The organism is Pseudomonas sp. AB39(2026), assembly GCF_059831485.1.
The window spans coordinates 3,604,659-3,625,333 of sequence record NZ_CP195212.1 but is presented as its reverse complement, the minus strand read 5'-3'; the positions used below and the strand labels follow the sequence as shown (position 1 = coordinate 3,625,333).

Genomic DNA, 20,675 nt, shown 5'->3' with positions numbered 1-20,675 from the left:
GCTTCCTACAGTTAGCGCTAGAAATCCTTGCACAGGCGCAGGGCGTCGTAGATCGCAGCGTGTATGTTGCGCTGGGCTACACAGTCGCCGATCCGGTACAGCAGGTAGCCGTCGCCCGGCTGGCTCAAGGCGGGTTGTGGCTCGATGGCAAACAGCGCCTCGATATCCACCTGGCCCTTATTGCGCGATCCCTCTTTCAGGCCGTAGTACAGCGCCTCATCGGGCCGTACACCGTTTTCGATCACCACTTGGTCCACCACCCGCTCTTCCTTCGCGCCGGTGTATTCGTTTTCCAGCAGCGCTACCAGCTTGTCGCCCTCGCGGTAGACCTTCTCCAGCATCAGGTCGCCGGTCATGATCACTTCTTTGGGGTACAGGCTGCGGTAGTAAGTAGGGAAGGTAGTGCCGCCCATGGCCACGCCAGGCTTGATGTCATCTGTCACAATTTCTACCTGGCTGCCTTTGTCGGCCAGGAAATCAGCCGCCGACATACCGGTGAATTCGCAAATGGTGTCGTACACCAGCACGTTTTTGCCAGGGGCTACTTTGCCGTCCAGCACATCCCAGCTGCTGACCACCAGGCCTTCTTCAGCGCCCCAATGTTCGTTCTGCTCCACAAAAGGATGCCCGCCGTTGGCCAGTACGATCACATCCGGGCGAAGGTCCATGATTGTGTCGATGTCCGCGGCTGTACCCAAGCGAAGGTCAACGTTCAGGCGCGCCAGTTCAAGCTGGAACCAGCGAGTGATGCCGGCGATCTGGTCCCGCTGCGGGGCTTTGGCAGCAATACTGATCTGGCCTCCGATCTGCTCCTTCTTTTCGAACAGGGTCACGTCATGGCCACGCTCTGCCGACACGCGTGCCGCTTCCATGCCCGCGGGGCCCGCCCCAACGATCACCACTTTGCGTTTTACGCCGGTGGTTTTTTCAATGATATGCGGTACGCCCATGTACTCACGGGACGTGGCCGCGTTCTGAATGCACAGTACATCCAGGCCCTGGTACTGGCGGTCGATACAATAGTTGGCGCCTACGCACTGCTTGATCTGGTCCACCTGGCCCATCTTGATCTTGGCGATCAGGTGCGGGTCGGCAATGTGGGCGCGGGTCATGCCCACCATGTCCACGTAGCCGCCTTCCAGAATACGCGTGGCCTGGTTAGGGTCCTTGATATTCTGGGCATGCAGCACCGGAACCTTCACCACTTCCTTGATGCCAGCGGCCAGGTGCAGGAACGGCTCCGGCGGGTAGCTCATGTTGGGGATCACGTTGGCCAGGGTGTTATGGGTGTCACACCCGGAGCCCACTACACCGAAGAAGTCCAGCAGGCCTGTGCCATCGTAATAGGCCGCGATCTGCTTCATGTCCTCATGGCTAAGCCCATCAGGATGAAACTCGTCACCACAGATGCGCAGGCCTACACAGAAATCATCACCCACTTCAGCCCGTACGGCCTTGATCACTTCCAGGCCGAAACGCATGCGGTTCTCGAAGCTGCCACCCCACTCATCGGTACGCTTATTGACCCGCGGGCTCCAGAACTGATCGATCATGTGCTGGTGCACGGCGGAGAGCTCCACGCCATCGAGCCCACCTTCTTTGGCGCGGCGCGCGGCTTGGGCATAGTTGCCAATCACCCGCTGGATCTCTTCCGGCTCGATGGTCTTGCAGGTGGCACGGTGCACAGGCTCGCGAATGCCTGAGGGCGACATCAGGGTAGGCCAATGGTCGCCGTCCCACCGAGAGCGGCGGCCCATGTGGGTAATCTGGATCATGATCCTGGCACCATGCTTGTGCATGGCATCGGCCAGGTTCTGGAAATGCGGGATGATCTTGTCGGTGGCCAGGTTGACCGACTTCCACCAGCCTTGGGGGCTGTCGATGGCCACGCTGGAGGAACCACCGCAAATGGCCAAGCCGATGCCGCCCTTGGCTTTCTCTTCGTAATACTTCACGTAACGGTCCGTAGTCATGCCGCCGTCAGTGGCATACACCTCGGCATGCGCCGTGCTGAGCACGCGGTTGCGGATCGTCAGCTTGCCGATCTGGATCGGCTGGAACATCGCTTCGAAAGCCATCAGGGTTTCCTCGACTTACAACGGCTTGACGGTGAACAGGCCATCTTCGTGGCCCTCTTCCGAACCGCTGTACTCCTGTTCGGCGACGGTACGGAGGGTACTGCCGCGGGCAGCGAGAATCTGGTCCATGGCGCCGGCGAACCAGCCGGTGAACATGTAATCCACTTTGCGGCCGACCTTGCCGTACACGTACACGAAGGCAGAGTGCTCCAGCTTCACGCTGGCGGTGCCCTGCTCTAAGTCAATGTCCTGGATCTTGAAAAGCCCCCAGCCACGCTGGCTCAGCCGCTTCATGTAGTGCTCGAACACCGCTACGCCTTCCAGGCCGTGGCACTCTGCTTCTTTTTCGCACCAGTGCCAGGCCGACTTGTAACCTGCTTTGTAAAGAATCTCTGCGTACGCATCGGGGCCCAATACGTCTTCGATGCCCCTATGGTTGTTCACAAAAAAATGCCGCGGCACATACAGCATCGGCAGGGCGTCAGAGGTCCAGACACCAGTTTCGCTGTCGACTTCAATCGGCAATTCGGGGGCGTGTTTGGCCATGGATCTCAACTCCAGAAAATTCGTATTCGGTTGTTTCAGGGCTATGCCCCGTGAATAACGCCAGTGGTTATTCGAGCCAGACGTCGGCCAGTACGCGCACCCAGTTGTCGCCCATGATCTTGCGCACCACCCGCTCCGAATGCCCGCGCTTGAGTAGGGTTTCGGTCAGGTTAGGGAATTCGCCCACGGTGCGGATGCCCAGAGGGTTGATGATTTTTCCGAAATTGGTGAGGCGGCGGGCATAGCCCTTGTCGTGAGTGAGGTACTCGAAGAATTCCTGGCCGTGGCCCTGGGTAAAGTCCGTGCCAATACCAATGGCGTCTTCCCCCACAATGTTCATCACGTACTCAATGGCTTCGGCGTAATCGTCGATGGTCGAATCGATGCCCTTGGCCAGGAAGGGCGCGAACATGGTCACACCCACAAAACCGCCATGGTCGGCAATGAACTTGAGCTCGGCGTCGGACTTGTTACGAGGGTGCTCCTTAAGGCCCGAGGGTAGGCAGTGGGAGTATGTGACCGGCTTTTTCGATTCCAGGATCACCTCTTCGGAGGTTTTCGACCCCACGTGAGACAGGTCACACATGATGCCCACACGGTTCATTTCGGCCACCACCTCGCGACCAAAGCCGGACAACCCGCCATCCCGCTCATAGCAGCCGGTGCCCACCAGGTTCTGGGTGTTGTAGCACAGCTGCACAATGCCAACGCCCAGTTGCTTGAAGATGTCTACATAGGCCAATTGGTCTTCGAAGGCATGGGCATTCTGGAAACCAAACAGAATGCCGGTCTTGCCCTGTTCCTTGGCACGGCGAATGTCGGCTGTGGTCCGTACAGGCATCACCAGGTCACTGTTTTCGCGAATCAGCTTCTGGCTGGCGGCGATGCTGTCAACGGTGGCCTTGAACCCTTCCCACACCGAAACGGTACAGTTCGCTGCAGTCAGCCCCCCCTTGCGCATGTCCTCGAACAGCTCACGGTTCCATTTGGCAATGATCAGCCCATCTATGACGATGCTGTCGGCGTGTAATTCGGCTGGGCTCGAAGCTGGGCTCATCAGGCGGTCCCTTTAGGTAGCGTTACACCGAATCATTTGTCGGCGCTTTGGGGGCCAGCATATGCCCCCGCGACAAGGCACCCGGATGCAAAAACGACCGATCAAATGCCAAAAGCGTCAAGGGCACGTGGGGCTGCACAGCCTTGACCGCCTCCGAAGATGAAACTCCTTCGCCTGACTGTTCAGCGGCTCAACCTTGAGCCAGAATTCACGGACCTTTTGCTGCACCGCCCAGAGGCATGGAATGAAATCTTGGTTATGGATACTGGCGTTCATCGCCATAGGCGCACAGGCTGCCAACGAAGATGGCCCCACGCCATGCGACAGCGTTGAAACCAGCCAGCAAAGCCTGGATTGCTCGGTGTACAACCGTAAAACTGCCGAAAGCGAACTCAATGATGCCTACAACGGCCTCAACGCTCGTATAAGTGGGCAATATGGCGACCAGCCTGCTGTGCTCAAGGACTACCTGGCAAAGGTCAAAGCCGCCCAGGAACTATGGCGCAAGCTACGGGATGCCGATTGCTCTGTAGAGATACTGGAAGCGGACAAGGACGGCAGTGCCAGCCAGACCGCCCTCAATGACTGCATGGCCCAACGCAGCGACGAGCGCAGTGAATACCTGCAGACCCTTGGAACCCAGGGCGAAGAAAACGACGCCCCGGACCAGTGATGCGGTAGCAGAGGAAGCGTTTGTCGGTTACGAGTAACGCTTGGTTGCTTCCATAGTGCGAGTCGGCCCCAACGGGCCGGCCTCATGTAATCACTAAGGAATGGAAACCATGACCGAAGCGTTCGTCAACCAGTTGTCCCTGCCTAAATCCCCTGTAGAGCAAGCCATTGCTGCGCTGAAGAAAGAAGGCGAAGAACGCGTGCTGCTGATCGGCAGCACCGTCTGCATCTTCGCCGACAATGTACCCGCTGGCATTGCTGAAGATGTGGCGGCCAGCATGCGTTTGATTGGCCTGTCTTCCGAAAAAGCCTTCAACAAGGAAACCCAGCAGCGCGAGTGGTACAACCACTACACCAATGGGTTGGCCAAACTGGGCTGGACCATGACCGGCGCGGCCCATGCCGAAGAGGCCATGGACCAGGACAAAGCTACCCTCGCCAGCATCGCGGTCACATTGGTTGCACGTGATCTGGGCCGCAATCACCGCATGGCCCGCTGCCTGGGTCGCAGCTTCAATGCCATTGCCGTTGCACCGGCTGCGAAGAACCTGTTCGAACGCAGCAGCACCAGCGTTTCAGGCAAGTCCAGCACCTTCCAGGCCGTGGATTGCGAGATCAGCCCACAGGGCATGCCTATCATGCACATGAAGAGCTTCCAGATCGCCTACGACCATGCCGTTGACACAGGCACGGTCACCCGCGAATTTGAAAAGGCCTCCACCCGTGTGTACCGCGCGTCCCAGCAAGGCACCTTCAGCGTGCGCCAGTTCAACGCGCTGCGTGACGCGGTGAATCGCAAGCTGGCCTCCCAAGCCGATGACATCCTGGGCCTGGACTTCTGACCAACCAAACCAGCCACCTGCCGCCGCGGCAGCGGGTGGTTGCCCAACCAGAGGTTCAAGCCATGACTGACCCAACCTCTGCAGCGACCGCCTTGTATGAAGACCTGCTAGCCACTGTGCGGCTTTCTTCTCTTTATGCGCGGCGCCAGCACGATCCGGAAACGTCTTCAAAGGCGTGGCTCGATACGTTTATTCAGCGTTTGCATACGCTGGGTTGGAACCAGGTTGATAGACAGCAAACCCAGCAGGTCTATACGCCTGCCAGTGGCCTATGGTTAGACATCTTCAATGGGAACACGCCCCCCAAGCAGCCGCCTAACACCCGCTTCAAAACCATTGTCCGTCAGGTGATCACCACCCGCTCCGATGGCTCGGCCCCTTTACCCCCCAGCGCCAGTGATAGCAACATGGCTACCTACTTGCTGGTTCGCCTGAACCTGCCTGAATTCCATGCGCCCAGGCTGCGCGTGATACAACTGCGCGGTACCCCGGACCCTGAAGCACCCAAGACCCGGTTACCCATTGAGCGGACCTGCTGGGAAGCGGACTTCGATGCCGAGCGCTTTGAGGCTCAGCGGGCAGGCATCTTGCAAGATATGCAAGCCTGCGAAGCAATTATCGCCGAGCTGTAAACAGGAGCGCATCGCTCAGATACGGTCCTGCCGTGGCGACCGCCCGAACCGCCCCTTGTAGCACCGCGCAAAGTACGACGGCAGTTCGAAGCCGCAGGCAATACTCACTTCTGTCACGCTTAGTGCAGTTTGCCGCAACAACTGCCGTGCCTTGTCCAGGCGCAACACCAGGTAGAAATGGCTGGGCGTGCTGTGCATATGCACTTGGAACAACCGCTCCAGCTGGCGACGCGTGACGCCTATGGAAGCGGCCAGTGCTGAGCTGGTCAGCGGTGTTTCGGTGTGCTGTTCCATGGCCGCAATCACATGAAGCAGTTTCTTGTTACGTGTGCCGAAACGTGAGGCCAACGCCATGCGCTGGTGGTCCTGGCGAGGTCGGATGCGGCCCAGTACAAACTGCTCCGACACTTCCATGGCCAGGTCACTGCCATGGGCTTGAGCGATCAGGTCCAGCATCAGGTCGATTGAGGCGGTACCGCCGGCGCACGTAATCAACCGATCATCGATCTCAAACAACTCTTGGGTCACGTTCGCTGCAGGCCAGCGCTCCTTGAACGCGCTGATGGCCTCCCAGTGCAACGTGACCCTGGCATCCCCTAGCAGGCCCGCCTCAGCCAAGACGAAGGCGCCCGTATCAATGCCACCTAACGTGCCGCCGTCTATGGCTACTTTTCTTAACCAGGTACGCAAGGCGCCTGAGTAGGCTTTCAAGGGTTCGAAACCCGCCACTAGCAAGGCACGTGCGCTTGGCGGGAGCACCTCCAGCCCGGCATCTGCGTTAACGGACATACCATTGCTGGCCAGTACGGCACCGCCATCAAGGCTTAGTACCCGCCACTGATACAGCCCTGGCCGAAACCGGTTGGCGACCCGCAGCGGCTCCAGGGCACTGATAAACCCCAACGCAGAGAAGCCGGGGAGCAACAAGAAGTGGAACGTCTCGGGCATGGGCGCAGCTCGGAGAGAATGCGACGGTTAATAGCGCGACAGTCGCCCGAGTGCAAGTCCCGGTCGCCACAGTGCGCTTGCCGCTGCGCCCTCAAGCGTAGGCTCTTGGGCAGGGTGCACAGACACCCCCTACCAATAAATGCCCTGCCAGAGAACATCACCATGAAAAGGTTAATCTGCGGCTGTGTGCTGTTGCTTACCGCTACTGCTGTTCCGCTGGTGCAGGCCGCTGATACGGCGGCCTGCAAAAGCGTGCGGCTTGGCGTCGTGAACTGGACCGATGTGATTGCCACCAGCAGCCTGGCCCAGGTACTGCTGGACGGGTTGGGTTATGAAACACGACAGACCAGCGCTTCCCAGCAAATCATTTTTGCAGGCATTCGGGACCAGCGCCTGGACCTGTTCCTGGGGTACTGGAACCCCCTGATGACCGCCACCATCACGCCCTTTGTGGACCAGAAACAGGTGCGTGTGCTCGATACACCTAGCCTGGCCGATGCCCGTGCAACGCTCGCAGTGCCCAGCTACCTGGCGGACAAAGGGCTGAAGCGCTTTGCGGACATTGCGCGCTTCAAGAAAGAGCTGGGCGGCAAGCTGTACGGCATTGAGCCGGGGTCGGGTGCCAATACCCAGATCAAGCAGATGATCGCCAGCAACCAGTTTGGCTTAGGCGACTTTCAACTGGTGGAGTCCAGTGAAGCTGGCATGCTGTCGGCCGTTGCCCGTGCCGTGAAACGTAATGAAGCCATCGTGTTCTTCGGCTGGGCGCCCCACCCCATGAACGTCAACCTGAAGATGACCTACCTGACGGGCAGCGAAGGCGCGTTGGGGCCGGACGAAGGGAAAGCCACAGTCTGGACAGTTACAGCGCCGGACTACGCTAGCCGTTGCCCTAACGTGAATCAATTGCTGAGCAACCTGACGTTCAGCGCAGCGGATGAAAGCCGCATGATGCAACCCCTGCTCGACCACAAGGAACCTCTGGATGCCGCACGCCAGTGGCTCAAGGACCACCCCCAGGATCGCGCACGCTGGCTGGAAGGCGTAACAACCTTCGACGGCAAGCCTGCCGACAGCAACCTGCGCCTGACCACCAACTAACCCTACCTGCCCTGCCCTTGCGTTGTGTTTAACGCAGGCGGCAGCGCTCGCCCTGAGGAACTGTCATGAACCATGATGTGATCATTACTTGCGCCCTCACCGGCGCGGGTGACACTACGGCACGCAGCCCCCATGTGCCCGTAACGCCAAAACAGATTGCCGAAGCCGCGGTAGAAGCGGCGAAAGCCGGTGCTACCGTGGTTCATTGCCATGTACGCGACCCACAGACCGGCCGCTTCAGCCGAGACGTTACCTTGTACCGCGAGGTGATGGAGCGCATTCGAGAAGCGGATGTGGACATCATCGTCAACCTTACCGCGGGCATGGGAGGCGACCTGGAAATCGGCCCAGGCGAACGCCCTACCGAATTTGGCCCAGGCACCGACTTGGTGGGCCCGCTGACCCGCCTTGCCCATGTCGAAGCACTGCTGCCCGAGATCTGCACCTTGGATTGCGGCACCCTCAACTTTGGGGATGGCAACACGATTTATGTCTCCACGCCCACGCAATTGCGTGCCGGCGCCCAGCGCATCACTGAGCTAGGGGTGAAAGCCGAGCTGGAGATTTTCGACACTGGCCATCTGTGGTTTGCCAAACAAATGATCGCCGAAGGGTTGTTGCACGACCCGTTATTCCAGTTGTGCCTCGGCATTCCCTGGGGTGCACCTGCTGACACCACCACCATGAAAGCCATGGTGGACAACCTGCCTGGCGGGGCGACCTGGGCGGCGTTCGGCATTGGTCGCATGCAAATGCCCATGGCTGCCCAAGCGGTGTTGCTAGGGGGCAACGTGCGCGTAGGCCTGGAGGACAACCTGTGGCTGGAAAAAGGCGTGCTGGCCACCAACGGGCAATTAGTGGAGCGGGTGAGCGAAATCCTCACACGGCTGGGCGCCCGCATTCTTACCCCGGCCCAAGGCCGTGAAAAAATGAACCTGACCCGCCGTGGTTAACGAGGTAGCGCAATGACTTTTTTGAGCGACGTTAAAACCTTCGCGGCGTTGGGCGGCGGTGTGATTGGTAGCGGCTGGATCACCCGGGCCCTGGCCCATGGCCTGGATGTAGTGGCCTGGGACCCTGCCCCTAACGCCGAGGCTACTATCCGCCAACGCGTGGCCAATGCCTGGCCTGCGCTGGAAAAGCAGGGCTTGGCACCCGGCGCTTCACCTGAGCGACTGCGCATGGCAACCACTATCGAAGCTTGCGTCGCCGACGCGGACTTTATCCAGGAAAGCGCCCCCGAGCGGCTTGAGCTCAAACTTGAGCTGCACGGGGCGATCAGCGCAGCGGCACGGCCTGATGTGATCATTGCCTCCAGCACCTCCGGGCTGCTGCCCAGCGAGTTCTACGCCAGTTCGCGCCATCCCGAACGCTGTGTGGTAGGCCACCCCTTCAACCCGGTGTACCTGCTGCCTTTGGTGGAAGTGGTCGGCGGCCAGCACACCAGCGTGCAGGCCATCGAAACGGCCAGCGACGTGTATCGTCGTCTGGGCATGCGGCCACTACACGTGCGCAAGGAAGTGCCAGGATTTATTGCCGACCGTTTGCTGGAAGCGTTGTGGCGCGAGGCCCTTCACTTGGTCAACGACGGCGTGGCTACCACAGGTGAAATTGACGACGCCATTCGCTACGGGGCCGGGTTGCGTTGGTCGTTCATGGGCACGTTCCTGACTTATACCCTGGCAGGCGGTGAAGCAGGAATGCGCCACTTCATGCAGCAGTTTGGCCCTGCCTTGCAATTGCCCTGGACGTACCTTCCAGCGCCTACGCTCACGGACAAACTGATCGACGACGTGGTCGACGGCACCGCTGAGCAATTGGGTACTCACAGCATTGCCGCGCTGGAACGCTATCGCGATGACGCCCTACTGGCGGTGATGGCGGCGATTAAACAAACCCAGCAGGCTCATGGGATAGCCGCTGATGACTGACTCCTTGGTGACTGACCCCTTGATAGCTTGGCAAGGCGAGGTGGCTGCCGAATGGACCGACTACAACGGCCACCTGCGTGACGCGTTCTACCTGCTGCTGTTCAGCTATGGCACCGATGGTTTCATGGACCGAATCGGGCTGGACGAGGCCGGCCGGCAGGCTACAGGCTGCTCGCTGTTTACCCTGGAATGCCATCTGAACTTCCTGCATGAGGTCAAGCAAGGTGAAGCCGTTGAGGTACACACCCGTGTGCTGGCCCACGACCACAAGCGCGTGCACCTGTACCACAGCCTGCACCGGCCTGGCGATGGTGAAGCGTTGGCCGCCAGTGAGCAGATGCTGCTGCATGTGACGCTGGACGGGCCGCGATCCGCACCCTTTGCACAGCACGCCTCAGAAATGCTGAACCACCTGTATCAGCAGCAGGCCGAGTTCGCTCCTCCGCCTTGGGCCGGCCGTGTGATCGCCTTACCACCCCGCCAGGGCTGAAAAACGACCCGTTCATGCCCACCCCTGCCATCTCGGCCCGCGAGGTATTGCGGGCCGGGAGTGGCCTGATCACAATCCAGTGAACGCCCCTCCAAAGGACGCTTCACATGATGCACGCTGACTTGATCGATCAGGACGACCTGCTGGGCAAATTGCGTGCCCTGGGGTTCGAGATGCCTCCAGGAGCCAGCGCAGAGCAGGCCTGCGAATGTGCCGTTCGAGGGCTGGATACGCACCGTGCCAAGGCACTGCGTGGCATGGTGGAGCAGCTGCTAGGCGGCAGTGCAACGTTGTTGCCCGCCGTGCGCCAAGCCATCGACCGTAACCTGCTACCGGCCTTGGCGCAGTTCGGGCGGCAGTAAGCCGCCCACGCGTGGCCTACACCCTTACGCTGGCGAAGGTGGACTCGTTGCGCGCCTGGCTCAACGCTGCCAACGGCCCTGAAAGCGGCGGCAGTACCATCCCTTGCGGAATCGGCAGCAGGGTTACCTGCTGCGTGGTGTTGGACCCTGCACGCTCGTCGCGGGGCGGAATGCCGAAGTATTCCCGATAGCACTTGGAGAAATGGGGTGTGGACACAAAGCCGCACACGGACGCGACCTCAATGATCGACATAGGGGTTTGCTTGAGCAACTGGCGCGCCCGCACCAAGCGCAGCTTCAGGTAGTAGCGCGAAGGCGAACAGTGCAGGTACTTCTGGAACAACCGCTCCAGTTGCCGGCGTGAAACCGCCACGTAAACGGCCAGCTCGTCCAGGTCGATTGGCTCTTCCAGGTTGGCCTCCATCAGCGCCACGATTTCCTGCAACTTGGGCTGGTTGGTGCCCAGCATGTGCTTGAGCGGTACACGCTGGTGGTCCTGCTCGTTGCGAATCCGCTCGTACACGAACATTTCCGAGATAGCCGCAGACAGTTCACGGCCATGGTCGCGGCTGATCAGGTGCAGCATCATGTCCATGGGGGCGGTGCCACCGGAGCTAGTGAAACGGTTACGGTCCAGGGTAAACAGCCGCGTGCTCATGGTGGCGCGGGGAAAGGCCTCTTGCATGGCCGCCAGGCATTCCCAGTGCACACTGCAATCGAAGCCATCCAGCAAACCAGCACAGGCCAGGGCCCAGCTACCTGTACACACCGCACCCAGCCGGCGCGATTGACGGGCCTGGCTCTGCAACCAGGTCACGTGCTCACGGGTGACGGTGCGCTGTATGCCTACGCCGCCGCACACGATCACGCTGTCCAGGGCGGTGGCCTGGTACATGCCAGCATCGGGTGTGATTTGCAGGCCGTCGCTGGCCCATACCTGGCCGCCGTCGGCGGTGAGGGTGGTCCAACGGTACAGCTCGCGGCCAGACAACTGGTTGGCCATTCGAAGGGGCTCGACCGCCGAGGCGAGGGAAATCAGCGTGAAGTTATCCAGCAGCAAAAAACCGATGGATTGAGGCGCACGGGTCTGGGGTTGGGCCCCGGAGTTGAACGACGTCATCGCAGTATCTCCTCTGATTCGTAGGTGGCCCCAGGCTGAGGGCTCTTTTTCTACTATTCACTGGAGCAATTGCCGTGCCGAACCTTGAATGCGCATTCAATAAAACCTGAAAACGACGTCGCAAACGGTCTGGTATCGGGTTGGCCATGCCTTGCAATGACAGGGTTGGGTGAGGTGTACAGCGCGGGGCGTGGGGCGTTTGGTAGCAGTTCGTAAAGGCAGGGTGCGGTTGGCCACACGAGATTGAGCACAGATGACCGCCGCGTAACAATGGGCTAAAAAGCAGCACTACGTCTTTAAGTGAGCAAAAAAAGCGCAGGTTGGTGAGTGAACACCGACCCTAAGGGTTTCAATTGCTCAATACCTGTCACTTACGCCTCTAGGTCCCGTACGGCTGGCTGCCTTTGGGCGCCGATATAACGGCAACCCAAAGACAAACCATTCATCGCCTGCCTGATCAGCTTGGCCGGCCCATTTGACCCATTTCTATTTGGCTTTCCTGGCTCGTGCTTGGAGTACCACGCATCATAGTTGCGAAGCTTTTTGCTGTTGCAGAAGGATGCAGCACGCCTTGAACCAAGGCAGCACTAGCCACAGTTGTTGCCTGCGAAGGTGCTTGCAATACGCCACGGCCTCGGTGGATTAAATTCTCGAACTTGCGCGACTTGGTTCCTTCAGGCGTAGTGTGTGGCAAGGTGTCCCGACCAGGCGCCAACAGGTTGTTGCCGACATTGCCCATCCGACCAGTGCCTCCTTTCTTAGCCTCGATCTTGTTCTGCATCGCTGCGAAAAACGACGACAACGTCAAGGTGGGGCCGAAACTGGATGCAAACACCTTTGAAGCAATGTGTGCAGGCTTGTCCAAATCCAGGTCTTTCACATAGTCAGCCACCGCTGTTGAAATCGTGACACCTTGGATTGCCCCGGACATCTTGCTCAGAAAGGCTTCTTGTACGTCTGGGCTTCTAAGGTCGATTGCCTTGAAGCCGTCCTTAGTCACTTTCCCTAACCTGTCCAAAAGGGCTTCATCGACCCCGACCGGAACATGAGTGGGCACCTTTCGACCTTGGTCATCCTTGACAGTAGTTGTCAGCTGATTCCATGTCTGCAAGCTCGCTGAAACAGCCCCCCCCGCTGCCGAGGCCAAGACAAGCGCCGGAATGGTTTTCGCTGGCAACACACCTGCATCCACAAGCCCTTCCAATATGCCCTGTGCCAAACCGAAGCCGCTGAAGAACTCCAGCTCACCTTTCATGGTGCCAAACTTGTGATTATTTTGCGCTTCGGCGAAGCGTGTTTTGAACTCGTTGTAAGCTTTTTTTGCAGCCGCCATTTCTGCAGGGCTTCGTTTATGGTTAACACCATCGACCGTGTATTGCTCGGTGGGCTGGCTGGCAACCTCAGAAAATTTGACTGGCCGCACTTCCATGCCTGTAAGCGATACAAGCAGTTCATTGACCCAAGGGCGAACGGTATTGTTAATCAGCTCATGGGACGCGCCGAGACCTGCCCCTGACCCAGTCACCCGAGCGCCAAAATTGGCATTGCGCAACGCCCATTCGATCGTTGCACGCACCGCACCGAAATGCCCTGCAGACGCCACAAGTTGCTGAAACAATTTGGGTAGGAGCGCGCGAACTCTATTGAAGAAGCTAGATTGTTCTTCAAATTTCGCCAGCACTGTGGGTAATTTGGCATTGTGGACGGCAGCGGCCAATTCCTCAGGTGGCTTATAGTCCTTCTTGACCTGCTTCATTAGCTGACTCGCGGCCTTCCAGCTTTCACTGCTTTTCTGAAGCTGGCTATGCTTCTCAACGGTCTGGGAGTTAGCTTTGCCAGGCCCAGCGTTTTCGATTTCTTTCTTGGCCTTGTCTGCCTGCTCTTGAAGCTGATCTGCACGCTCACTACAGCTGTTGATGCTATCCGTAAGCATGCGCTCTGTCTGCGTACCTACACGGATAGCATAATCTACGAACGCGTCGCGGCTACGTTCAATATTGGCTTTTTGCGCAGCAGGTAAATTAGGCGTTTTCAGGACTTCTTCGTAACGCGCATGGGCAACCTGCAGGTGCTCGGCCAAAGCATTGGAGTGGTTGTTGATCGCAGCAGATAACTGCTTGGTATCCACCACTCCACTTTCATGCTGAGCGAGAGGTACCAATGCTTCCCCAATTGCAACGCTTGCACTTTCTAGCGGTGCATTCTCATGGGCCAGGGCGGTCTTTAGGTCCTCGTGCAAACTGCCTACGATGTCCTCATAGGCCGTGGTCGGTAACGCTTTGAGCAGCTCTCCTTGCAAAGCCAACTGTTCGGTCAGGGCCAACAGGTTGCTTGGGTTCTGCTGGAGCTTCTGCGCCAATGCACCTGCGCTGGCTCTCAATTCACCGCCTGCCTTAGGTGGGCCGGCTTGCTCAAACAACTCAAGCGCGTTGCTGGTGGGCATATGGCCTCCAACGCTTTCGCTTGAGGGGTGTGCTGCAATTGCGGGCTGACGGGAACTACTGGCCGCCTCAGTGATTTGCTGGGTAGAGCGTATGGGTGATGTACTGCCTGCACCTTGAACGGGCATGGGGGTTCCTCCAATCAACGAAAGGCAGGGGCGCCCAGAGAGCGCGTCAAGGTATTAGCAGCGCGTGTCGCCGAAGCCGCAGGTGCAGTGTTTTTGTCATTGCCCAGGAAAAAATCCTTGCGCCAGGCTTTGGCCATGTCGGCGAACTGGCTTAGCAGGAACAGTATGATAGAGGCGTCAATCACCAAGGGCAGCTTGCAGGACAGCACTACCCTCTGGGTTTGGTCACTGAATGACAGTACGGGCGCCGAGGGCCCCTCGAACGCGTAAAAGTTGGTTTCCAACAGACGCAAAAGCACCGCTTCGCGCCCTCGGGTAGGCAGCGCACCAAAATCGCAATGCACTACGACGGTGCCGTGCTCACCTTCTTCCAGGTGGCGCAGGGTAAAGTTGACCTCACGAATCGTAAGGTTGGTACGCTCATACAACGCGGCAGGGTTAGGAATTAATGTTTGTTCGCAAATCTGGTCGACCAGCAGTCGATAGGTTTCTAGTGCCATGGGATGGGACTCGGGAATTGAGACGGGACGCTAGGGCGTCTTTTATTGTGTAAACAGCTACGTGATGCAGAATCAGTGGCAAAGCAGTGGATCAGGTTCCAACCATTTATCCCGGAACGCCAGTATTTCTGCGGGCTGTAGCAGCCCAGCCACTGCCCATCACATCACTAGCGGCTCAACCACGCGCCTTTGCGCCCCGGTCTCAACACTCGATAGCATTCACCGCCAACCCGCCCCGCGAGGTCTCCTTGTACTTGTCGTGCATGTCTGCCCCCGTATCCCGCATGGTGCGGATCACCCGGTCCAGGGAAATGAAGTGGCTGCCGTCGCCCCGAAGCGCCATTTGCGCTGCGTTGATGGCCTTTACCGCTGCAATAGCATTGCGCTCGATGCAGGGCACCTGTACCAGCCCGCCTACGGGGTCGCAGGTGAGGCCCAGGTTGTGCTCCAGGCCGATTTCTGCGGCGTTTTCCAGCTGGGCAGGGGTGGCGCCCAGAATCTCCGCCAGCCCTGCGGCGGCCATGGCACAGGCAGAGCCTACCTCCCCCTGGCAGCCCACTTCGGCTCCCGAAATAGACGCATTTTTTTTGCACAGAATGCCCACCGCCGCTGCGGCCAACAGGTAGTTCACCACATCATCGTCGCTGGGCTGTTCGCTGAACTTCATGTAGTAGTGCAATACCGCCGGAATGATTCCTGCCGCGCCATTGGTGGGTGCGGTGACCATACGCCCGCCTGCGGCGTTTTCTTCGTTTACGGCCAAGGCAAACAGGTTTACCCACTCCATGGCGGTGAGGGTAGAGCCGATCACGTTGGGTTTGCCCAGCTCTTGAAGGCTGCGGTGAAGGCGTGCCGCCCGGCGACGAACGTTCAAGCCGCCTGGCAGTATGCCCTCCTCCGCCAGCCCTTGATGCACGCACGCTTGCATGGCAGCCCAGATAGTCAGCAGCCCCGTACGGATGTCGGTTTCACTGCGCCACACCTTCTCGTTTTCCAGCATCAGGGCCGATACCCGCAACCCGTGCCGCTCACACAGTTCAAGCAGTTGCGCTGCCGTGTTGAAATCGTAGGGCAGCTCGGTGGTGTCGTTATCCAGCCGCCCGGAAGCCGCCTGGGCCGCATCTACCACAAAGCCCCCGCCTACGGAGTAATAGGTTTCTTCGAGCAGTACTTGACTCGCGCCGTGTGCCACCAGCGTCATGGCATTGGGGTGATAGGGCAGGTTCTCCTCCAGCAATTGCATGTCCTGCGCCCAGTCGAATCTCACTGGAAATTGGCCGTTGAGCAACAACTCGCCCGTCTGCTTAAGCGCTGCCACCACGGGCAGGATGGTGTGCGGGTCAACCGTGTCTGGCCAGGCGCCCGTCAACCCCATAATCACAGCGTTGTCGCTGCCATGGCCAATGCCTGTGGCCGATAAAGACCCATACAACCGGACCTCGATGCGTTTCACCTGCGCCTGCACCTGCTGCGCTGCCAACTGTTGAGCAAACAGGGCGGCAGCCCGCATGGGGCCGACGGTATGCGAGCTGGAAGGCCCGATGCCGATCTTGAACAGGTCGAACACGCTGATTGCCATGGCAGGCAGACCTCCTGAATGCAGATAGGTGGGTGGGTTGAGCGGCTGCATTGGCCTGCATCATGGGCTTTTCTCCAGGCGTGGCACGTCTGCAACCGACTTGGCCTTGCTCGCCAACGCCTCCCCCCAAACCTGTCGTTTTCATTGAAAACGCAACGCCAAAACGCCTCCCCGCGCAGGGCGAATGCCAGATACGACCTCACTGGTACTGGATACGACCCTCCCTGTACTGGATGCGACTCACCCAGTAGGCGTTTGCCCGGCGCTGTTGGATGATCGTTTGGACGGAGCCGTGGCCGCCTCGTTTTGCCGCCCGGGCAATCGCCGGCTTGCAGCCCCTATGAACGGCTTGCGCCCCCTAGACAACACAAGGAGTTCACCCGATGAGAGCTGCACCATCGCTACTGCTGGCCGCCGCGTTGTGCCTACCGCTGGCCGCCCAGGCCGCGGACCCGGCGCAATGCAGCACCGTGAACTTCTCCGACGTGGGCTGGACCGACATCACGGTGACCACGGCGGTTACCAGCGCAGTGCTCCAGGCGCTGGGCTACACCACCAAGACCACCATGATTTCGGTACCGGTGACGTACAAGTCGCTGGCCGACGGCAAGAACATGGACGTGTTCCTGGGCAACTGGATGCCCACCATGGAAAACGACATCAAGGCCTACCGCGAGGCAGGGACGGTGGAAACCGTGCGGGCCAACCTGGAAAACGCCAAGTACACCCTGGCCGTTCCCCAGGAATTATGGGACGCCGGCCTGAAAGATTTCGCTGACCTGCCCAAGTTCAAGGACAAACTGGACGGCAAGATCTACGGTATCGAGCCGGGCAACGACGGCAATCGGCTAATTCAGTCGATGATCGATAAAAACGCATTCGGCCTTAAAGACGCCGGTTTCAAAGTGGTGGAGTCCAGCGAGGCGGGCATGCTGGCTCAAGTCGACCGGGCTCAGAAGCGCCACACCGGTATCGTGTTTCTGGGCTGGGAGCCTCACCCCATGAACACCCGCTTCAAGATCAAATACCTGACCGGCGGGGATGATTTCTTCGGCCCCAACTTCGGGCAAGCCACCATCTATACCAATACCCGCAAAGGTTACGCGCAAGCCTGCCCCAACGTAGGGCAGTTGCTGAAGAACCTGTCGTTCACACTGCCCATGGAAAGCACGCTGATGGGCAACGTGCTGGACGACAAGATGAAGCCGGACGCTGCCGCAAAGGCCTGGCTCAAAAAGAACCCACAGGTGCTGGACACCTGGCTGGCTGGCGTGACCACGCTCGATGGCAAGCCAGGGCTTGAGGCCGTGAAGGCCAAACTTACGCAGTAACTGCTGAACCCCCGGCAGCCAGCCTGCCGGGAACCGCTCCCCTTGCAGGCAGGTGCCCCACCATGCTGACAGACCATAAACTTCCACTAGGCGAACACATCGCTGCATTCGTCGATTGGCTTACCCAACACGGCGCCAATGTATTCGACTGGATAGCCTCCACCCTTGAAGCGATGATCCACGGCCTTACGGCAGCCCTTACCTGGTTCCCCCCCTTGGCACTTATCGTGATTTTTGCCGGGCTGGCCTATTTCATTCAGCGCAAGATCAGCCTGGCCATTTTCGTGGCCCTGTCGTTCTTGCTTATCCTTAACCTGGGGTACTGGCAGGAAACCATGGAAACCCTGGCGCAGGTCACCTTCGCTACCGTGGTGTGCGTGGCGCTGGGTGTACCGCTGGGGATCATTGCGGCGCATAACCCACTGTTCTATACCCTTATGCGCCCCATACTGGACCTGATGCAGACCGTACCCACCTTCGTGTACCTGATCCCTACCCTCACCCTGTTCGGCCTGGGCGTGGTGCCGGGGCTGATCTCCACCGTGGTGTTCGCCATCGCCGCCCCCATCCGGCTGACCTACCTGGGCATCTGTGACGTGCCACAGGAGCTGATGGACGCTGGCAAAGCCTTCGGTTGCTCACGGCGGCAGCTGCTGGCCCGGATTGAATTGCCCCATGCCATGCCCAGCATCGCGGCGGGTGTGACCCAGTGCATCATGCTGTCATTGTCCATGGTGGTGATCGCGGCCCTGGTAGGCGCCGACGGGTTGGGCAAGCCTGTGGTCAACGCGTTGAACACAGCCGACATCGCGTTAGGTTTCGAAGCCGGCCTGGCCATTGTGCTGCTGGCGATCATGCTGGACCGCATCTGCAAACAACCCGATGTGAAAGTCGGAGGTGACGCATGAGCATCATTCGCTTCGAAGACGTTGACGTTGTATTTACCAAGCAGCCCAAGGAAGCCCTCCGGCTGCTGGATGAGGGCCTCAGCCGGCCAGAAATTCTCAAGCGTACCGGCCAGGTGGTCGGCGTCGAGAAGGCCAACCTGGAGGTGAACAAAGGCGAGATCTGCGTGCTCATGGGCCTCTCCGGCTCAGGAAAGTCCAGCTTGCTGCGCTGTATCAATGGGTTGAACACGGTCAGCCGCGGAAAACTGTTCGTGGAGCACGAAGGCAGCCAAATCGACATTGCCTCATGCTCAGCCGCCGAACTGAAAATGATGCGCACCAAGCGCATTGCCATGGTGTTCCAGAAATTCGCGCTTATGCCCTGGCTTACGGTGCGCGAAAACATCAGCTTTGGCCTGGAAATGCAGGGCCGCCCCAGCGATGAACGTCGCCGCCTGGTGGATGAAAAACTGGAACTGGTGGGCCTGACCCAATGGCGCAACAAGAAACCCGATGAGCTGTCCGGCGGCATGCAACAGCGGGTAGGCCTGGCACGGGCCTTGGCCATGGATGCCGATATCTTATTGATGGACGAACCTTTCTCCGCTCTAGACCCGCTCATTCGCCAAGGCCTGCAAGATGAGCTGCTGGACCTTCAGCGCAAGCTTCAGAAAACCATTGTGTTCGTGAGCCACGACCTAGATGAAGCCCTCAAGCTGGGGAGCCGCATCGCGATCATGAAGGACGGCAAGATCATCCAGTATTCACGGCCCGAAGAGATTGTGCTCAACCCTGCCGATGACTACGTGCGTACCTTCGTCGCCCATACCAACCCCCTGAACGTGCTGTGCGGGCGCAGCCTGATGCGGCCACTTTCGGCCTGCAAGCGGCTGGACAACGAAATCTGCCTGGACCCAGGCAGCAATGCCTGGTTCGGATTAAGCGAGCAAAGCACCCTTAAAGGCAGCCGCCTGGGCGATGCCCCTATGGACATCCAGACCTGGGTGCCTGGCCAGCCGGTCGAAAGCCTTGGGCGCAGGCCAACACTGGTGGCCGCTGAAGTGAGCATGCGTGACGCCTTGGAAATTCGTTATCACACGGGCCACAAGCTGGTGCTGCACGAGCAGAACCGCGTAGTAGGCATTTTGGGAGATACCGAGCTGTACCACGCCCTGCTGGGTAAAAGCCTGGGCCACCCGGCTGAAGAGGCACCGGCGAACGAAGGCGTGGTGCCCCTGCGCAAGGCCAATTAACGCCTGAAGTTGCTGCAATAGTTAAAAGCGACCCTACGGGGTCGTTTTTCGTTATTTGAACGATCAATCAAAATAAACTACACTGGCGCAGCCGATGTCGACTCCCTGTGTCGCCGGAGCAGGAGGAAACGCACTGATGCCAAAGGTTGGAATGCAGCCTATTCGCCGCCAGCAATTGATCGAGGCTACGCTGCACGCCGTGGACAAAGTCGGCATGGCAGACGCCAGTATTGGGGTCATCGCCAAAACAGCGGGCGTGAGCAATGGCATCATCAGCCACTATTTTCAAGATAAGAACGGCCTGATCCAGGCCACCATGGCTTACTTGATGCGCGCGCTGGCAACCAGCGTGGCCACACGGCGCAAGGCCTTGAGCGACCGCAGTGCGCGTGCTCATTTGCAGATCATCATCGAAGGCAACTTCGACGCCAGCCAGCTGAGTAGCCCAGCCATGAAAACCTGGCTGGCCTTCTGGGCCGCCAGCATGCATCAACCTTCCCTGCACCGACTGCAACGTATCAACGATCACCGGCTGTATTCGAACCTGTGCTGCGAGTTTCGCCGAGTGCTGCCCGCCACCCAGGCACGCAATGCTGCCCGCGGGCTGGCAGCGCTGATCGACGGCCTATGGCTGCGAGGCGCGCTTTCCGGCGATGCGTTCGACACCGATCAGGCATTACGCATCGCCTACGAATACCTAGACCTGCAATTGGCGAAGCACGCGCCCACTGCCTGAGGCCCGTTCGCCATCAACCCCAGTGCCTCGGCAACGCCGAC

Annotated in this window: 20 protein-coding genes; 12 read left to right on the top strand and 8 right to left on the bottom strand. The window is 59.2% G+C overall.

The window, feature by feature from the left end; translation table 11 throughout:
* Positions 1-17: 17 nt before the first annotated feature.
* From dgcA to ACSAMW_RS16680, 3 genes are all read right to left on the bottom strand, one after another.
* Positions 18-2,078, bottom strand: a complete 2,061-nt coding sequence (gene dgcA / locus ACSAMW_RS16690; RefSeq protein WP_500591239.1) for a dimethylglycine demethylation protein DgcA — start codon at positions 2,076-2,078, stop codon at positions 18-20.
* A gap of 15 nt (positions 2,079-2,093) precedes the next feature.
* The gene (locus ACSAMW_RS16685) at positions 2,094-2,624 is read right to left on the bottom strand and encodes a DUF5943 domain-containing protein (protein ID WP_500591238.1); all 531 of its coding nucleotides are present in this window, start codon (positions 2,622-2,624) and stop codon (positions 2,094-2,096) included.
* Between the two features lie 67 nt (positions 2,625-2,691).
* Positions 2,692-3,681 carry a dipeptidase gene (locus ACSAMW_RS16680; RefSeq protein ID WP_500591237.1) on the bottom strand — a complete coding sequence of 330 codons (990 nt, stop codon included), beginning with the start codon at positions 3,679-3,681 and terminating at the stop codon, positions 2,692-2,694.
* Between the two features lie 244 nt (positions 3,682-3,925).
* On the opposite strand from ACSAMW_RS16680, the gene ACSAMW_RS16675 reads away from it, so the two are divergent.
* The 3 genes from ACSAMW_RS16675 (at position 3,926) to ACSAMW_RS16665 (ending at position 5,827) form a co-directional block, all read left to right on the top strand.
* Positions 3,926-4,354, top strand: coding sequence for a lysozyme inhibitor LprI family protein (locus ACSAMW_RS16675; RefSeq protein WP_500591236.1), 429 nt, complete (start codon positions 3,926-3,928; stop codon positions 4,352-4,354).
* A gap of 109 nt (positions 4,355-4,463) precedes the next feature.
* Positions 4,464-5,195 (top strand): hypothetical protein, encoded by a 732-nt coding sequence (locus tag ACSAMW_RS16670; protein WP_500591235.1) that lies wholly within the window; start codon positions 4,464-4,466, stop codon positions 5,193-5,195.
* Positions 5,196-5,257: 62 nt separating this feature from the next.
* Positions 5,258-5,827 carry a hypothetical protein gene (locus ACSAMW_RS16665; RefSeq protein ID WP_500591234.1) on the top strand — a complete coding sequence of 190 codons (570 nt, stop codon included), beginning with the start codon at positions 5,258-5,260 and terminating at the stop codon, positions 5,825-5,827.
* Between the two features lie 15 nt (positions 5,828-5,842).
* Here ACSAMW_RS16665 and ACSAMW_RS16660 read toward each other — a convergent pair whose 3' ends face one another.
* A complete protein-coding gene (locus ACSAMW_RS16660) occupies positions 5,843-6,775 on the bottom strand; it encodes a GlxA family transcriptional regulator (protein ID WP_500591233.1) in 933 nt (310 codons plus the stop codon).
* 162 nt (positions 6,776-6,937) lie between these two features.
* Between ACSAMW_RS16660 and choX the strand changes: the two genes are divergently transcribed.
* The 5 genes from choX to ACSAMW_RS16635 all read left to right on the top strand — a co-directional run bounded on the left by choX (position 6,938) and on the right by ACSAMW_RS16635 (position 10,659).
* Positions 6,938-7,876 carry a choline ABC transporter substrate-binding protein gene (choX, locus tag ACSAMW_RS16655; protein ID WP_500591232.1) on the top strand — a complete coding sequence of 313 codons (939 nt, stop codon included), beginning with the start codon at positions 6,938-6,940 and terminating at the stop codon, positions 7,874-7,876.
* Positions 7,877-7,941: 65 nt separating this feature from the next.
* A complete protein-coding gene (cdhC, locus tag ACSAMW_RS16650) occupies positions 7,942-8,829 on the top strand; it encodes a 3-dehydrocarnitine:acetyl-CoA trimethylamine transferase CdhC (protein WP_500591231.1) in 888 nt (295 codons plus the stop codon).
* Between the two features lie 12 nt (positions 8,830-8,841).
* On the top strand, positions 8,842-9,807 hold the full coding sequence (locus ACSAMW_RS16645; protein ID WP_500591230.1) for an L-carnitine dehydrogenase: 966 nt from the start codon (positions 8,842-8,844) through the stop codon (positions 9,805-9,807).
* Positions 9,800-10,297 (top strand): thioesterase family protein, encoded by a 498-nt coding sequence (locus ACSAMW_RS16640; protein WP_500591229.1) that lies wholly within the window; start codon positions 9,800-9,802, stop codon positions 10,295-10,297. The genes ACSAMW_RS16645 and ACSAMW_RS16640 overlap by 8 nt, the downstream gene beginning before the upstream one ends.
* Positions 10,298-10,404: 107 nt before the next feature.
* The gene (locus ACSAMW_RS16635; protein ID WP_168084930.1) at positions 10,405-10,659 is read left to right on the top strand and encodes a hypothetical protein; all 255 of its coding nucleotides are present in this window, start codon (positions 10,405-10,407) and stop codon (positions 10,657-10,659) included.
* A gap of 16 nt (positions 10,660-10,675) precedes the next feature.
* On the opposite strand, the gene gbdR is transcribed toward ACSAMW_RS16635, so the two are convergent.
* From gbdR to ACSAMW_RS16615, 4 genes are all read right to left on the bottom strand, one after another.
* On the bottom strand, positions 10,676-11,779 hold the full coding sequence (gene gbdR / locus ACSAMW_RS16630) for a choline metabolism transcriptional regulator GbdR (protein ID WP_168084931.1): 1,104 nt from the start codon (positions 11,777-11,779) through the stop codon (positions 10,676-10,678).
* Between the two features lie 457 nt (positions 11,780-12,236).
* Positions 12,237-14,222 (bottom strand): hypothetical protein, encoded by a 1,986-nt coding sequence (locus ACSAMW_RS16625; protein ID WP_500591228.1) that lies wholly within the window; start codon positions 14,220-14,222, stop codon positions 12,237-12,239.
* Positions 14,223-14,362: 140 nt separating this feature from the next.
* Positions 14,363-14,848, bottom strand: coding sequence for a CesT family type III secretion system chaperone (locus tag ACSAMW_RS16620; protein ID WP_500591227.1), 486 nt, complete (start codon positions 14,846-14,848; stop codon positions 14,363-14,365).
* A 202-nt stretch (positions 14,849-15,050) separates the two neighbouring features.
* Positions 15,051-16,427 (bottom strand): L-serine ammonia-lyase, encoded by a 1,377-nt coding sequence (locus ACSAMW_RS16615; protein ID WP_500591226.1) that lies wholly within the window; start codon positions 16,425-16,427, stop codon positions 15,051-15,053.
* A gap of 383 nt (positions 16,428-16,810) precedes the next feature.
* Here ACSAMW_RS16615 and ACSAMW_RS16610 point away from each other — a divergent pair, with 383 nt between their 5' ends.
* The 4 genes from ACSAMW_RS16610 to betI all read left to right on the top strand — a co-directional run bounded on the left by ACSAMW_RS16610 (position 16,811) and on the right by betI (position 20,634).
* Positions 16,811-17,758 (top strand): choline ABC transporter substrate-binding protein, encoded by a 948-nt coding sequence (locus tag ACSAMW_RS16610; RefSeq protein WP_500591225.1) that lies wholly within the window; start codon positions 16,811-16,813, stop codon positions 17,756-17,758.
* A 62-nt stretch (positions 17,759-17,820) separates the two neighbouring features.
* Positions 17,821-18,666: a choline ABC transporter permease subunit gene (gene choW / locus ACSAMW_RS16605; RefSeq protein ID WP_500591224.1), complete on the top strand. Its 846-nt coding sequence runs from the start codon at positions 17,821-17,823 to the stop codon at positions 18,664-18,666.
* Positions 18,663-19,898, top strand: a complete 1,236-nt coding sequence (gene choV, locus ACSAMW_RS16600; RefSeq protein WP_168084938.1) for a choline ABC transporter ATP-binding protein — start codon at positions 18,663-18,665, stop codon at positions 19,896-19,898. The genes choW and choV overlap by 4 nt, the downstream gene beginning before the upstream one ends.
* Positions 19,899-20,034: 136 nt before the next feature.
* A complete protein-coding gene (gene betI / locus ACSAMW_RS16595) occupies positions 20,035-20,634 on the top strand; it encodes a transcriptional regulator BetI (RefSeq protein WP_500591223.1) in 600 nt (199 codons plus the stop codon).
* Positions 20,635-20,675: the final 41 nt, after the last annotated feature.

What these genes read in the sequence shown, in the direction of transcription:
- dgcA (WP_500591239.1), bottom strand. Translation starts at nt 2,078, where the DNA reads ATGGCTTTCGAAGCGATGTTCCAGCCGATCCAGATCGGCAAGCTGACG.
- ACSAMW_RS16685 (WP_500591238.1), bottom strand. Translation starts at nt 2,624, where the DNA reads ATGGCCAAACACGCCCCCGAATTGCCGATTGAAGTCGACAGCGAAACT.
- ACSAMW_RS16680 (WP_500591237.1), bottom strand. Translation starts at nt 3,681, where the DNA reads ATGAGCCCAGCTTCGAGCCCAGCCGAATTACACGCCGACAGCATCGTC.
- ACSAMW_RS16675 (WP_500591236.1), top strand. Translation starts at nt 3,926, where the DNA reads ATGAAATCTTGGTTATGGATACTGGCGTTCATCGCCATAGGCGCACAG.
- ACSAMW_RS16670 (WP_500591235.1), top strand. Translation starts at nt 4,464, where the DNA reads ATGACCGAAGCGTTCGTCAACCAGTTGTCCCTGCCTAAATCCCCTGTA.
- ACSAMW_RS16665 (WP_500591234.1), top strand. Translation starts at nt 5,258, where the DNA reads ATGACTGACCCAACCTCTGCAGCGACCGCCTTGTATGAAGACCTGCTA.
- ACSAMW_RS16660 (WP_500591233.1), bottom strand. Translation starts at nt 6,775, where the DNA reads ATGCCCGAGACGTTCCACTTCTTGTTGCTCCCCGGCTTCTCTGCGTTG.
- choX (WP_500591232.1), top strand. Translation starts at nt 6,938, where the DNA reads ATGAAAAGGTTAATCTGCGGCTGTGTGCTGTTGCTTACCGCTACTGCT.
- cdhC (WP_500591231.1), top strand. Translation starts at nt 7,942, where the DNA reads ATGAACCATGATGTGATCATTACTTGCGCCCTCACCGGCGCGGGTGAC.
- ACSAMW_RS16645 (WP_500591230.1), top strand. Translation starts at nt 8,842, where the DNA reads ATGACTTTTTTGAGCGACGTTAAAACCTTCGCGGCGTTGGGCGGCGGT.
- ACSAMW_RS16640 (WP_500591229.1), top strand. Translation starts at nt 9,800, where the DNA reads ATGACTGACTCCTTGGTGACTGACCCCTTGATAGCTTGGCAAGGCGAG.
- ACSAMW_RS16635 (WP_168084930.1), top strand. Translation starts at nt 10,405, where the DNA reads ATGATGCACGCTGACTTGATCGATCAGGACGACCTGCTGGGCAAATTG.
- gbdR (WP_168084931.1), bottom strand. Translation starts at nt 11,779, where the DNA reads ATGACGTCGTTCAACTCCGGGGCCCAACCCCAGACCCGTGCGCCTCAA.
- ACSAMW_RS16625 (WP_500591228.1), bottom strand. Translation starts at nt 14,222, where the DNA reads ATGCCCACCAGCAACGCGCTTGAGTTGTTTGAGCAAGCCGGCCCACCT.
- ACSAMW_RS16620 (WP_500591227.1), bottom strand. Translation starts at nt 14,848, where the DNA reads ATGGCACTAGAAACCTATCGACTGCTGGTCGACCAGATTTGCGAACAA.
- ACSAMW_RS16615 (WP_500591226.1), bottom strand. Translation starts at nt 16,427, where the DNA reads ATGGCAATCAGCGTGTTCGACCTGTTCAAGATCGGCATCGGGCCTTCC.
- ACSAMW_RS16610 (WP_500591225.1), top strand. Translation starts at nt 16,811, where the DNA reads ATGAGAGCTGCACCATCGCTACTGCTGGCCGCCGCGTTGTGCCTACCG.
- choW (WP_500591224.1), top strand. Translation starts at nt 17,821, where the DNA reads ATGCTGACAGACCATAAACTTCCACTAGGCGAACACATCGCTGCATTC.
- choV (WP_168084938.1), top strand. Translation starts at nt 18,663, where the DNA reads ATGAGCATCATTCGCTTCGAAGACGTTGACGTTGTATTTACCAAGCAG.
- betI (WP_500591223.1), top strand. Translation starts at nt 20,035, where the DNA reads ATGCCAAAGGTTGGAATGCAGCCTATTCGCCGCCAGCAATTGATCGAG.